The following is a 12,172-nucleotide window of genomic DNA, read 5'->3' on the forward strand; positions in this document are numbered from 1 at the left end:
GGTGACCGCCGGGGGCGCCGGGACGAGGGGTGCCAGGGCGGCGAAGGCGAGGGGCATCCGCCCCCATGAGCCTCTCGGCGCGGAGGTCCCGGCGGGTTACGGTAGGGCGAGGACGGCCCGGTGGGGCCGGCACCAGGGAGGTATTCCCGCGATGCCCTCGATCGGGGCCGGCTCGTCCGGCCAGCTCACCGCCTTGTCACCGATCAGGCTGGAGTTCGCCCAGAAGGCGTTCATCGTGGCCCGCGGCAGCCTGCTGCTGGTCCGCAAGTCCATGAGCGACCCGTTCCACCCCGGCCGCTGGGAGGTCCCCGGCGGGCGCCTGGAGGTGGAGGGCGACCTGGACCTGGACGACCACCTGCGCCGCGAGGTCTGGGAGGAGGTCGGCCTCAAGATCGATCCGGGGCCGCCGTTCCACCAGTGGCAGTGGTACATGCCCGACCGGGCGCCGGGCTTCGGCAGCGGGCGGGTGCCCGTGGTCGGGCAGGTGCGGGTGGTGGCGACGGCCCGCCGCTGCCGTCCGGTGACGCTGGACGCCAGCCTCGACAACCAGGAGGCGGGCGACCATCTCGCCGAGTGCGCCTGGGTGCCGCTGGACGACGTCGAAGGCTACGAGCTGATCCCGAGCCTGCGTCCGGTGATGCGGGCGTTCCTGTCCCTGCCCGGCTGAGCCGGCGGCCGGACGCCATGGACGCCGCCGCCTCCGCCCGCTCGCCGGTGCGGTGGCCCGGCCTGGACGGGGCGGACGAGCGCCGCTTCTCCCTGTTCGTCGTCGGGGACGTGCGGATCGAGGCCCGCGCCTCGCTGCCCGGCGTGCGGTTCACCGACCTCACCGCCGACCGCCTCGCCTACGCCCCGGCGCGGGCCGTGGTCGCGGGCACGGCCGTCAACCTGGCCCGGCACGCGACGGGCTACTTCCGCCGGGTGAGCGTCCTGGCCAAGATCGGGGACGACGACTTCACGCCGGTGATCCGGCGCGAGCTGCGGCGGATCGGTGTCCGCGACCGGCTGCTCGTCGAGGCGGGCACCGCGAACGGGGTCACGATCATGCTGCGGGACGGCCCAGACCGGTCCGGCCGTCCGGACGGCGCCGGGCCGGGCGTCCGGCTGCTCGTGGCGGAGGAGGACGCGCCGGGGCGGCGCCTGACCGAGTCGGAGGTCCGCGCGGCCGCCGCCGGGATCCGCCGCGCGGACGCGCTGTTCGCCGACGGGTACGCGCTGCTGGCCCCGGCGTCGCGGGCGGCGCTGCACGCGGCGGCGCGGGTCGCGCGCGAGGCGGGCACCCTGGTCGCCTTCGACCTGGTCCCGCACGACATCGACGCGCGCCTCCCGGCGATCGACGTGCTGCCGGCGCTGGCGGTCGCCGACGTCGTCATCTCCGAGGCGCCCACGCTGGCGCGGGTGCTCGGCCTCCCGGTGCCGGTCGGCGCCGGGCAGGTGCGGGACCTGCTGCCCGCGCTCGACCGCGCGGTCCCCGGGCGTCCGCTGTGGCTGCTGCGGTTCGGGGCCACGTCGCTTGAGCACGTGCTGGCGCACCGGCGGGAGCGCCTGCTGATGGAGTACCCGACCGGATACGGCGCGGACGTGGAGCGCACGGGGTTCGGCGACCGGCTGGCCTCGGGCGAGCTCTACTGGTGGCTGTCGGCGCGCTGACCGTCGCCGGGGACGGTCGCCATGGCCCGGCGGACGGCCTGGACGGTGCGCAGGAAGCGCGACCGGCTCTCCGGAAGCCCGAACATCTCCTGCCAGCGCCAGATCCCGCCGCGCCCGGCCCCGCTCCCGCTGTGTCCGTTCTCACCGTGTCCGTTCTCGCCGTGTCCGGTCCCGTTCCGTCCGGCGGCCATGACGGCCCAGCGGAGGAACTGGCTCCGCACGCCGTCACCGGGATGGACGGTCGCCGATCCCGCCTCCTCGATGAGGAGGTAGGAGCGTCCCGTCCGAAAGCAGGCCCGCAGGGCGGCGTGGTCGGCGGGTGCGCCCGGACGGCCGCGCTCCTCCACGACGCCACGCAGTCCAAGGGTGCCGGGCAGGAAGTGCCAGTGCGCGTGGTCGATGCACGCGCCTCCGCCTTGGGAGCTTCCCGGGCCGTGCTCGAACAGCAGTAGCTCGTCACTGCCGTATGCCTCCCGGTAGAGGCGGGCGACGCGGTCCCTCCACAAGCGCGCCCGGGTCCACATGCCCTCGCCGAACTCCCCGGCGCACTGGTGGTGCTCCCGCGTCACCAGGAGCAGGTGCCCCTCCGCGAGCGGCGCCACGTCCGGCATCAGGAGGAAGTCGCCGTCGCGCGCGAGCACGGCAGCCTCGCCCGGCAGGTCCGCCATGTGGTTGAACCGGTATCGCAGGGGCGGGCACAGGACGCACTCGTGACCGGGCTCGTTCCGTGTCGATGGCTCGGCCAACCGTCCTCCAGCACCGCGGGCCGCACGGGGGCTCCCGGCTTCCAGCGTGCCCGGTGCCGGTGGCCAGAGATCCGTACGGGCGCGGATAGAGCCATGGAACCCGCGGGGTACAAAGCCTGGCCGAATGGGAACAAAGAGGGAAGAAGGCGACATGATGCACCAAACCCCTCAACGCCCCGCACCGGCGCCCCGCGCCGCCCCTCCCGCCGCCGGCTCCGTGATCGACCTGGCCGTCCTCGCGACGCGGCTGGAGGAGTCCCTCGACGTCCTGCGCGACACCTACGCGCCCGCCCTCGGCACCGGCGGCGGCTGGTACCACGAGCTCACCCGGCCCGAGCCCGGCACGACCGCGACCGCGCTCGGGCTGCTGGCGTTCGTGGAGGCCGGACGCCCGTTCGAGTACTTCGACGAGGGCCTGGCGTTCCTCGCGGCCCGCCAGACCGCCTCCGCCGACGCGCTGCGCGACGGCGGCTGGGCCACCAAGACCAGCCTCGGCATGCCCGTCGTGGAGGCCACCGGCTGGATCGCTCGCTTCCTCGCCCGCGCCCGCTGCGACCTGCGCGAGGACGCCCCCGACCTCAGGCGCGCCTACCGGTGGCTGCTGCACAACCAGAACCCCGACGGCGGCTGGGGCTCGCTGCACGGCTGCCCGTCCCGGGTCTGGCTGACGTGCCTGGCGCTGCGCGCGCTGAGCCAGCTCAACCCCTACGACCCCGCCGTCGACCGCGGCGTGGAGTGGCTGACCGCCGACCGGACCGCGCACCGCCCGGCGTGGGGCCCGACCCCGTCCGCCGCGCCGACCGTCACGCACACCGCGTTCGCGCTCGTGACCCTGGCCGAGGCGCGCCCCGACCTGAAGACCGAGCGGCTGCTGGACGCCTACGACTGGCTGCTGGGCCACCTCGACCCCGACGACGGCCACACCTGGATCGAGACCTACGACGTCTCGCCCCACGGCGCGGGCTCCAAGCCCGTGTGGCGGCTCGCGCTCTGGCACTACGGGCTGCCGATCGCGCTCACCGCGCTGCTGCGGGACCCGCGCGGCCCGCACGGCCCCACCGTCGCCCGCGTGTTCCGGACCCTGGTGCGCGGCGAGATCACCGACCCGCGCTGGACCGGCTACCCGGGCAGCGGCCGCACCTCGCTGTGGACGCTGTGGTGGCGGCTGGAGACGCTGATCGCGCTCACCCGCGTCCCGCTCGCCGGGAACGCCGACGTCCTGCACTGGCTGCCGGACGCCACGGTCGTGCAGCGGGCCCACGCGCGGGAGCGCCCGCTGACGGACCTGCTCCCGCACCGGCGCCGCCTGGAGCCGGTGCGGCTCGTCCGGCGGCACTGGTCGGCGTTCCTGCTGGGCCTGGTGTGCGTCGCCAGCGCCGTCGGCGTGACGCTCGGAGTGTGGGGCTGGCGGGACTTCTGGCTGAGCGTGATCCTGCCGATCATCCTCACCAGCGTGGACGAGTCGGTGAAGCGGCGCCGCGGCCCGCGCGACCCGCCGCCCGCCCCTCCCTGACCAACGACCTGACCACCGGCCTGGGACGATCGGGCCGCGGGTCAGCCGCGGCGGGCCAGCTCCGCCTCACCGGCGGCGCGCATGGCCCCGACCGGCACGTCCTCGCGCCCGGTCATCAGCGCCACCTGCCGCACGGCCTGGTGCAGCAGCATCTCGAAGCCGCCCACGACGGTGCCGCCCGCGCCCTGGACCGCCGCCGCGAGCGCCGTGGGCCACGGCGCGTACACGACGTCGAACAGCGCCGCCCCCGACGCCGCGACCGGCTCGGCGAACGCGTCCGCCGCCCGTCCCGGCAGGGTGGAGACCACCAGCTCCGCGGGCAGGTGCTCGGCCACCCGGTCGAGCGCGACGGTCCGGACCGCGAGCCCGAACCGCTCCCCCACCTCGGCGGCGCCGGCGGCGCGCCCGGGGGCGCGCACCGCGAGCACCGCCTCGTCCAGCCCTAGCCCGGCGAGCGCGGCCAGCGCCGAGGCCGCCGTGGCGCCGCCCCCCAGCACCAGCGCGGACGCGGGCGCCGTGAGACCGGCCTCCGCCAGCGCGGTGGCGATGCCGTGCACGTCGGTGTTGTCGCCGTGCCGCCGCCCGTCCCGCAGGACGATCGTGTTGGCCCCGCCGGCCTTCACCGCCAGCTCCGACACCGAGTCCGCCAGCTTCAGCGCGACCCGCTTGAGCGGCATCGTCAGCGACAGCCCGGCCCACTCGGGGCCGAGCCCGTCCAGCAGCGCCCCCAGCCCGTCCTCGCCGCACTCGATCGCGTCGTAGGACCACGCGTCCAGGCCCATCGCCGCGTACGCCGCCCGGTGCAGCACCGGCGACAGCGAATGCGCGATCGGCGAGCCCAGCACCGCCGCCCGCCGGCCCGTGTCGCCCACCTGGTCTCTCCTCGTCCTGAGAACGGACCGGCGCGGCGGAGACCCCGCCGCGCCGGTCCACGTGTCCGCGTCAGTTGCCCGGGTGCGCCCGCTGCCAGGCGCGGAACCGCTTCTCCATGTCCCGCCGCTCCGCCTCGGTCGTGCCGAACTCGGTGATCTTGTTGGTCGGGTCGGTGGCGGTGAAGTACAGCCACGTCCCCTCCTTCGGCGACACCGCGGCCTCGATCGCCTCGGGGCCCGGGTTGCAGATCGGCCCCGGTGGCAGCCCCTTGTGCGTGTAGGTGTTGTACGGCGAGTCGACCTTGAGGTCCTGGTTCGTCACCGTGAGGGTGCGCTTGTTGAGCGCGTACAGCACCGTCGTGTCGAACTGGAGCGCCATCCCCTTCGCGATCCGGTTGTAGATCACCCGGGAGATCTTGGGCAGGTCGCTGGGCTTGCCGCCCTCCGCCTGGACGAGGCTCGCCAGCGTCAGCACCGTCACCGGGGTCATGTTCGCCTCGCGCGCCTTGCCGACCAGGTCGACGGACTCGGCCTCCTTGGTGAACCGCTCGACCATCTGCTGGAGGATCTGCTTCGCCGAGCCGTTGGGGTCCAGGTCGTAGCGGCCGGGGTACAGGTACCCCTCGATCCTGCCCTTGGCATAGGACGGCAAGCCGAGGTCCTGCGTGCTCTTGGCGGCCGCCTGGAAGTCCCTGAGCGGGATCCCGGTCTTCTTCGCCAGCAGCTCCAGGATCTCCACCGCCCGCCGGCCCTCCGGGATGGTGATCTGGGTGCCCGCCCGCGACTTCGGGTCCAGCAGCAGCGCCATCGCCGCCGACGACGACATCTTCAGCCGCATCTGGTAGAAGCCCGGCTGGATGCCGGCGGCGCGCTGCTCCTTCGTGTACGCGTTCACGAAGGCCCGCGTGCTCTTCACCACGCGGTGCTCCACCAGCGTCGCCCCGATCACCGAGCCGCTGGCACCGTCCTTGATCTGGACCGTGACGCTGCCCGATCCAGGCCCGCCGTAGTCCGGCGGATGGAGCCTGTTGTCCAGCACCGCGATACCGAACACGCCGGCGGTGCCGAACACCGCCACGATGAACGCCATCGCGAACAGCGCGGCGGCGCGGCCGCTCCTTTGGCGCCGCCTCTGCCGCTTGCGGACGCGCCGCTGGGCATGCCTGCCCGGCGGCTCCTCCGTCGGCCTGCCATCGCCGTACGGATCTGAGAAAAGGTCCAAATCGTTCATGAGCTTCCCCGGACGATCTCGCCTGGGGGGCTCCCCGTCAACCTTTCCCCCTCAAGAGCCGCTTGAAGCAGAACCGCCGCCGCGGCTTGATCGACGACCTTGCGGCGCGCCTGACCGCGCACTCCTCCGGCCCGCAGGCCGGCCTCCGCCGTGACGGTGGTCAGCCTCTCGTCATAGAGCCTGACCGTCTCGGGGGGAAGCCGTTCCGCCAGCCGCCGCGCGAACCTCCGCGCCGCCTCCGCCGCCGGGCCCTCCCGCCCCGACAGCGACGTCGGCAGCCCCACGACCACCTCGATCGCCTCATGCTCGGCGACGAGCGCCACCAGCCGGTCGACATCGCCCCTGCCGCTCTTCACGGTCTCCAAGGGCGAAGCGAGGATCCCGCCCGGATCGCACCGGGCGACACCCACCCGCACGCTCCCCACATCGACCCCGAGCCGCACGCCCTGTCTCATTGCCTCGCCTCCGCTCGGCGGCCCGGGGTCACCGGGCTCATCGCTCGGCGGGGCTCACGCGGCCCCTACGGCTCGTTCGACGGCGGCCAGCGCGCCCGGGACAGCGGCGGGGTCGGCGCCGCCGCCCTGGGCGAGGTCGTCCTTGCCGCCGCCCCCGCCGCCCAGGGCCTTGGCGGCGAGCCCGACGAGCGCGCCGGCCTTGAGGCCCCGGTCGCGGGCGCCGTCGGTGACGGCGACCACGACGACCGGACGGTCCTTGGGGACGCCCGCGACCATGACGACGGCCGGGCGGGCGGCGAGCCGGCCGCGGATGTCGACGGCGAGCTTGCGCAGGTCGTCGGCGCCGGTGCCGTCCGGGGCGCGGTGGCCGACGAACGCGGTGCCGCCGATGTCCTTCGCACCCTCGGCCAGCGACCCGGCGATCGCCAGGACCTGCTGCGAGCGGAGCCGGTCCAGCTCCCGCTCGGCGTCGCGGAGCCGGGAGACGATGCCGGAGACGCGCTCGGGCAGCTCCTCCTTGCGCGTCTTCATCTGCTCGGAGAGCTGGGCGACGAGGACGCTCTCGCGGGCCAGGAACCGGAACGCGTCGATGCCCACGAGGGCCTCGACGCGGCGGACGCCGGCGCCGATGGACGACTCGCCGAGCACCTTGACCAGGCCGAGCTGGCCGGAGCGGGCGACGTGGGTGCCGCCGCACAGCTCGCGGGAGTAGTCGCCGACCTCGACGACGCGGACCTCGTCGCCGTACTTCTCGCCGAACAGGGCGAGCGCGCCCATGGCGCGGGCCTCGTCGATCGAGGTGTGGAACGCGCGGACGTCCAGGTCGTTGACCAGCACCTCGTTGACCTCGTCCTCGACGTCGCGCAGCACGCTGACGGGGACGGCGCCGGAGGCGGTGAAGTCGAACCGGAACCGGCCGGGCGAGTTCTCCGAGCCGGCCTGCGCGGCGGACTCGCCGAGCGCGCGGCGGAACCCGGCGTGCACCATGTGGGTCGCGGTGTGCGAGCGGGAGATCGCGCGGCGCCGCTCGACGTCGATCTCGGCGTGGGCGGAGTCGCCGGCCCGCGCCTCGCCGCTGCGGACGCGGCCGCGGTGCACGATCAGCCCGGCGAGCGGCGACTGCACGTCGCTCACCTCGATGACGGCGCCGTTGCCGAGCCGGATCAGGCCGTGGTCGGCGAGCTGGCCGCCGCCCTCGGCGTAGAACGGGGTGCGGTCGAGGACGACCTCGACCTCGGTGCCCTCGCCGGCCGCCTGCGCGTTGGCCCCGTTGACCAGGAGGCCGATCAGGCGGGCGTCGCCGAGCAGGTTGTTGTAGCCGATGAAGTCGACCCTGCCGCCCGCGCCGGTGAGCAGTTCGTCGAGGACGGAGACGTCCAGGTTGCCGGTCTTCTTGTCGCGGGCGTCCTTCTTCGCGCGGTCCCGCTGCTCCTTCATGAGCCGGCGGAAGCCCTCCTCGTCCACCTGGAGGCCCTGCTCGGACGCCATCTCCAGGGTGAGGTCGATCGGGAAGCCGTAGGTGTCGTGGAGCTTGAACGCCTGGTCGCCGGCCAGCGCCCGGCCGCCGGCGCGCCTGGTCTCCTCGGCGGCGGTGTCGAAGATCGCGGTGCCGGTGCGGAGCGTCTGGAGGAAGGACTCCTCCTCGGCGTCGATGACGGTGTGGATGTTGGCGGCGGTGCGCAGCAGCTCGGGGTACTGCTCGCCCATCGCGCCGGTGGAGACGGCGGTCAGCTCGTGCATGAGGCCGGCGTCCTGCCCGCCGAGCAGCCGCAGGTTGCGGATGGAGCGGCGCAGGATGCGGCGCAGCACGTAGCCGCGGCCCTCGTTGCCGGGACGGATGCCGTCGGCGACCATCATCGTCCCGCTGCGGACGTGGTCGGCGATGACGCGCAGCGACACGTCGGCGCGGTGGTCGCGGCCGTAGACGGCGCCGGTGAGGCCCGCGGCGCGGTCGATGACCTTCCAGAGGGTGTCGGTCTCGTAGATGTTGTCGACGCCCTGCAGGATCGCCGCCATGCGCTCCAGGCCCATGCCGGTGTCGATGTTCTTGGCGGGCAGGTCGCCGAGGATCGGGAAGTCGGTCTTGCTCTCCCCGGGCCCGCGCTCGAACTGCATGAAGACGAGGTTCCAGACCTCCAGGTAGCGGTCCTCGTCGGCGACGGGGCCGCCCTCGCGCCCGTACTCGGGGCCCCGGTCGTAGTAGATCTCCGAGCAGGGGCCGCAGGGGCCGGGGACGCCCATCGACCAGAAGTTGTCCTCCATGCCGCGGCGCTGGATGCGCTCCAGCGGCACGCCCACCTTGCGGTGCCAGATGTCCTGGGCCTCGTCGTCGTCGGTGAAGACGGTGACCCAGAGCTTGTCCTCGGGGAAGCCGAAGCCGCCCTGGTCGCGCGGGCCGGTCAGCAGGTCCCAGGCGAACGGGATCGCCTGCTCCTTGAAGTAGTCCCCGATGGAGAAGTTGCCCAGCATCTGGAAGAACGTGGCGTGCCGGGTGGTCTTGCCGACCTCTTCGATGTCGGGCGTCCGGACGCACTTCTGGGCGCTGGTCATCCGCTGCGACGGCGGCGTGCGCTGGCCGAGGAAGTACGGCTTGAACGGGACCATGCCGGCGTTCACCAGCAGGAGGGTGGGGTCCTCGGCGATCAGGCCGGCCGAGGGCACCACGGTGTGCCCGCGCTCTTCGAAGAACCTGAGGAAGCGGCGCGCCACCTCTGCCGACTCCATGATCAGTGGCCATCCTTGTCGTCGTCGATGATCGTGTAACGGGCGCGCAGGACCCGGCGGGGCCGGGATCCGTCGAGCCCGGGCGGGGCCTGGTCCATGCGGACGGCCTCGCGCAGTTCCTCCTCGCGCGCCCGCATCTCGGTGCGCACGTCGGAGGCGAAGTGCCTCAACCGCCGCCCGGCGTCGTGCCCGCTGGTCACGGCGCGGGCCGCGACGCTCTCGGGGGACCAGGCGCGGGCGATCCGCTCCACCCTGCGCTTGACGCGGTGCGTGGCGTAGACGCCGGCGCCCGCGCCGACCGAGAGCCAGAACAGCCGTTTCATCTGCGCCCCCTCCCGGACGAGCGGGCCTGGAGCTGCGGGCGGTCGGAGGCGGGCGTGCGCGCGTCTCCGTCGCGGCCCCCGAGCGCCTTGCGCACGCCGTAGGAGAAGGCCGCGGCCTTCACCAGCGGGCCGCCCACCACCGAGGTCATGACGGTGGTGACGGCCGAGACGTTCTGCGTGACGCCGGCGACCTGCTTGGTGATGACGTCGGTGCGGCCGAGCTGCTCGTTGGCGCGCTTCACCGTGCGGGTCATGTCGTCCAGCAGGGGCCCGGCCTGGTCGCCGAGGTCCTGGACGACCCTGCTGGCCTCGCCGAGCAGACGCGCGAGCCTCAGCAGCGTGAGCGCGATGAAGGTGACGAGCACCGCCCAGAACACGGCCACGATGAGACCTGCCAGCTGTCCACCAGTAAGCATCAGGGCTTCCGTTCGCAGTTCTTCGGCTCGGGCCGGGCATCGGCCTGAAAGACCTTACCGGGCCCCCGGTCCGTCCCGCGGGCGCCGGTCGCGGCCGTGCGGGTGTCCGCCGCGCGGCGCCGGGGTGTTCCCCGGGCAGGCTACCGGGAGCGGGCGCCCGATGGCGCCGTCACGAGCCGCGAAGCACCGAGCGGATCCGCGCGAGGACCTCGGTGAAGCGGGACTCGGCGCCGTGCCGCGTCGGGCGGTAGTACTCGCGGCCCTTCACCGGGTCGGGCGCGTACTGCTGCCGGACGACGCCGCCGGGATGGTCGTGGGCGTACTTGTACCCCTTCCCGTGCCCGAGCTTGGCCGAGCCCTTGCCGTGCCCGTCGCGCAGGTGCGGCGGGACGGAGCCGACGAGGCCCTTGCGGACGTCGCCGAGCGCCCCGTCCACGGCCAGGATGACGGCGTTGGACTTGGGCGCCAGGGAGAGATGGATCACGGCCTGGGCGAGGTTGATGCGGGCCTCGGGCAGGCCCACGAACTCCACCGCCTGCGCCGCGGCGACCGCGGTCTGCAGCGCGGTCGGGTCGGCCATCCCGACGTCCTCGCTGGCGTGCACGATCAGCCGCCGCGCGATGAAGCGCGGGTCCTCCCCGGCCTCGATCATGCGGGCGAGGTAGTGCAGCGCGGCGTCGACGTCGCTGCCGCGGATGCTCTTGATGAACGCGCTGATGACGTCGTAGTGCTGGTCGCCCTCGCGGTCGTAGCGGACGGCCGCCCGGTCGACGGCCTTCTCCAGCACGTCCACGTCGATCACGCCGCCGTCGTCGACGACCAGCGCGGCGGCCTCCAGGTAGGTCAGGGCGCGGCGGGCGTCGCCGCCGGCGAGCCGGACGAGGTGGTCCTCGGCGGCGGGGTCGAGCCCGGCCGTGCCGCCGAGCCCGCGCTCGTCGGCCAGCGCCCGGCGGATCACCTCGCGCAGGTCGTCGTCGCCGAGGGGTTCGAGGGTGAGCAGCAGCGACCGCGACAGCAGCGGGCTGATGACGGAGAAGAACGGGTTCTCGGTGGTGGCGCCGATGAAGGAGACCCAGCGGTTCTCGACGGCGGGCAGCAGCGCGTCCTGCTGGGCCTTGTTGAAGCGGTGCACCTCGTCGACGAACAGGACGGTCTGGCGTCCGGCCATGCCCAGCTCGCGGCGGGCCAGGTCGATCTCGGCGCGGACGCGCTTGACGCCGTCGCTGACGGCGGAGATCTCCACGAACCGGCGGGAGGTGACGTGGCTGACGACGGTGGCGAGGGTGGTCTTGCCGGTGCCGGGCGGGCCCCACAGCACCATCGACATCGGCACGTCCCGGTCGACGAGCTGCCGGATCGGGGTGCCGGGGCCGAGGAGGTGGCCCTGTCCGACGACCTCGTCGAGCCCGCGCGGGCGCATCCGCACGGCGAGGGGTTGCTCCGGCCCGCGACCGCCCGGCGCCGCCGCATGCCCGCCGGACCCCGTGCCGGGCCCGGTGGCGGACGGGACGGGACGCCCGGCGGTGGACGGGCCCAGGCCCTCGTCTCCCGCCGGATCGTCGAAGAGGCCCTCCGGCCGGCCCGATTCCGCCCCGCTGGTCACGCTCCGACACTATCTCGCCGCGCGGACATTCCGGTCCGCGGCGGGGGCCGGGAGGGGTTTCCGGCTCCGACCGAAGGTTCAAGGGCCCGGCGGGAACCTCGGGGGCGGTTCCGGCGTTGGACTCGCGCGGAAGATGAACTCAGGAGAAGGTGTCCGCAGAATGATGGTGTCCGGTACGACCCTGCGTCGGCGGCACGGGCTGGCGGGTCTGCTCGTGGCGCTGTTCGTCGTGGCCGGGCTCGTCTTCAGCTACGGCCTGGGCCACGCCCCTCCGGCGCGCTGGTGCACCGAGCACGCCGTGAGCGCTCCTGCGAGCACCCCGGCGGACGTGGCCGCCGCGACGGGCCACAAGCGCGGGAGCGTGCTCGGTTCCGCCGCCTCGGCCGCTCCGACCGCCCCGGTCGCCTCGGCCGGCCTGCCCGGTCCGGCCGCCGCCATGGCCCCGCTCCTCCACAGGCTCCCGGACGTGTCGATGGGCACGCGGACGATGCCCGTCCCGCACGGGCCCGCGCACGCCTGCCTGTGCCTGGCCGTGCTCTTCGCCCTGTTCGTCCTCGGCCTGCTGGCGGGCGGCCTCGGGCGCGCCTTCCTGCGCCTCCCCGCCCGCACCGGCTGGGCGCCCACCGTGCCGCCCGGCGG

General features: G+C 74.2%; 12 protein-coding genes. 4 read left to right on the plus strand and 8 right to left on the minus strand.

Going from position 1 to position 12,172, the window contains the following annotated elements; genetic code table 11:
• The first annotated feature begins 151 nt into the window (after positions 1-151).
• Positions 152-667, plus strand: a complete 516-nt coding sequence (locus tag E1298_RS35785) for an NUDIX domain-containing protein (RefSeq protein ID WP_131901309.1) — start codon at positions 152-154, stop codon at positions 665-667.
• 17 nt (positions 668-684) lie between these two features.
• The gene (locus E1298_RS35790) at positions 685-1,650 is read left to right on the plus strand and encodes a carbohydrate kinase family protein (RefSeq protein WP_131901312.1); all 966 of its coding nucleotides are present in this window, start codon (positions 685-687) and stop codon (positions 1,648-1,650) included.
• On the opposite strand, the gene E1298_RS35795 is transcribed toward E1298_RS35790, so the two are convergent.
• Positions 1,626-2,318, minus strand: coding sequence for an HIT family protein (locus E1298_RS35795; protein ID WP_131901314.1), 693 nt, complete (start codon positions 2,316-2,318; stop codon positions 1,626-1,628). The genes E1298_RS35790 and E1298_RS35795 overlap by 25 nt on opposite strands.
• A gap of 229 nt (positions 2,319-2,547) precedes the next feature.
• Between E1298_RS35795 and E1298_RS35800 the strand changes: the two genes are divergently transcribed.
• Complete coding sequence (locus E1298_RS35800) at positions 2,548-3,909, plus strand: prenyltransferase/squalene oxidase repeat-containing protein (RefSeq protein WP_131901316.1); 1,362 nt, start codon at positions 2,548-2,550, stop codon at positions 3,907-3,909.
• Positions 3,910-3,950: 41 nt separating this feature from the next.
• Here E1298_RS35800 and E1298_RS35805 read toward each other — a convergent pair whose 3' ends face one another.
• From E1298_RS35805 to E1298_RS35835, 7 genes are all read right to left on the minus strand, one after another.
• The gene (locus tag E1298_RS35805; protein WP_131901318.1) at positions 3,951-4,781 is read right to left on the minus strand and encodes a shikimate dehydrogenase; all 831 of its coding nucleotides are present in this window, start codon (positions 4,779-4,781) and stop codon (positions 3,951-3,953) included.
• 70 nt (positions 4,782-4,851) lie between these two features.
• The gene (gene mltG, locus E1298_RS35810) at positions 4,852-6,012 is read right to left on the minus strand and encodes an endolytic transglycosylase MltG (RefSeq protein WP_131901320.1); all 1,161 of its coding nucleotides are present in this window, start codon (positions 6,010-6,012) and stop codon (positions 4,852-4,854) included.
• Positions 6,009-6,467, minus strand: coding sequence for a Holliday junction resolvase RuvX (gene ruvX / locus E1298_RS35815; RefSeq protein ID WP_131901322.1), 459 nt, complete (start codon positions 6,465-6,467; stop codon positions 6,009-6,011). The genes mltG and ruvX overlap by 4 nt, the downstream gene beginning before the upstream one ends.
• A gap of 54 nt (positions 6,468-6,521) precedes the next feature.
• Positions 6,522-9,191 carry an alanine--tRNA ligase gene (gene alaS, locus E1298_RS35820; protein ID WP_131901324.1) on the minus strand — a complete coding sequence of 890 codons (2,670 nt, stop codon included), beginning with the start codon at positions 9,189-9,191 and terminating at the stop codon, positions 6,522-6,524.
• Between the two features lie 2 nt (positions 9,192-9,193).
• Complete coding sequence (locus E1298_RS35825) at positions 9,194-9,514, minus strand: hypothetical protein (protein WP_131901326.1); 321 nt, start codon at positions 9,512-9,514, stop codon at positions 9,194-9,196.
• Entirely contained in the window at positions 9,511-9,930 is a 420-nt protein-coding gene (locus E1298_RS35830; RefSeq protein WP_131901328.1) for a DUF948 domain-containing protein, read from the minus strand. The genes E1298_RS35825 and E1298_RS35830 overlap by 4 nt, the downstream gene beginning before the upstream one ends.
• A gap of 169 nt (positions 9,931-10,099) precedes the next feature.
• On the minus strand, positions 10,100-11,350 hold the full coding sequence (locus E1298_RS35835) for a replication-associated recombination protein A (RefSeq protein WP_131901330.1): 1,251 nt from the start codon (positions 11,348-11,350) through the stop codon (positions 10,100-10,102).
• Between the two features lie 343 nt (positions 11,351-11,693).
• On the opposite strand from E1298_RS35835, the gene E1298_RS35840 reads away from it, so the two are divergent.
• A partial coding sequence (locus E1298_RS35840; RefSeq protein WP_207945040.1) for a hypothetical protein occupies positions 11,694-12,172 on the plus strand: 479 nt, incomplete at its 3' end.

The organism is Actinomadura rubrisoli (assembly GCF_004349215.1).
In the GTDB taxonomy this organism is placed as follows: domain Bacteria; phylum Actinomycetota; class Actinomycetes; order Streptosporangiales; family Streptosporangiaceae; genus Spirillospora; species Spirillospora rubrisoli.

What these genes read in the sequence shown, in the direction of transcription:
- E1298_RS35785 (WP_131901309.1), top strand. Translation starts at nt 152, where the DNA reads ATGCCCTCGATCGGGGCCGGCTCGTCCGGCCAGCTCACCGCCTTGTCA.
- E1298_RS35790 (WP_131901312.1), top strand. Translation starts at nt 685, where the DNA reads ATGGACGCCGCCGCCTCCGCCCGCTCGCCGGTGCGGTGGCCCGGCCTG.
- E1298_RS35795 (WP_131901314.1), bottom strand. Translation starts at nt 2,318, where the DNA reads ATGGCGGACCTGCCGGGCGAGGCTGCCGTGCTCGCGCGCGACGGCGAC.
- E1298_RS35800 (WP_131901316.1), top strand. Translation starts at nt 2,548, where the DNA reads ATGATGCACCAAACCCCTCAACGCCCCGCACCGGCGCCCCGCGCCGCC.
- mltG (WP_131901320.1), bottom strand. Translation starts at nt 6,012, where the DNA reads ATGAACGATTTGGACCTTTTCTCAGATCCGTACGGCGATGGCAGGCCG.
- ruvX (WP_131901322.1), bottom strand. Translation starts at nt 6,467, where the DNA reads ATGAGACAGGGCGTGCGGCTCGGGGTCGATGTGGGGAGCGTGCGGGTG.
- alaS (WP_131901324.1), bottom strand. Translation starts at nt 9,191, where the DNA reads ATGGAGTCGGCAGAGGTGGCGCGCCGCTTCCTCAGGTTCTTCGAAGAG.
- E1298_RS35825 (WP_131901326.1), bottom strand. Translation starts at nt 9,514, where the DNA reads ATGAAACGGCTGTTCTGGCTCTCGGTCGGCGCGGGCGCCGGCGTCTAC.
- E1298_RS35830 (WP_131901328.1), bottom strand. Translation starts at nt 9,930, where the DNA reads ATGCTTACTGGTGGACAGCTGGCAGGTCTCATCGTGGCCGTGTTCTGG.
- E1298_RS35835 (WP_131901330.1), bottom strand. Translation starts at nt 11,350, where the DNA reads ATGCGCCCGCGCGGGCTCGACGAGGTCGTCGGACAGGGCCACCTCCTC.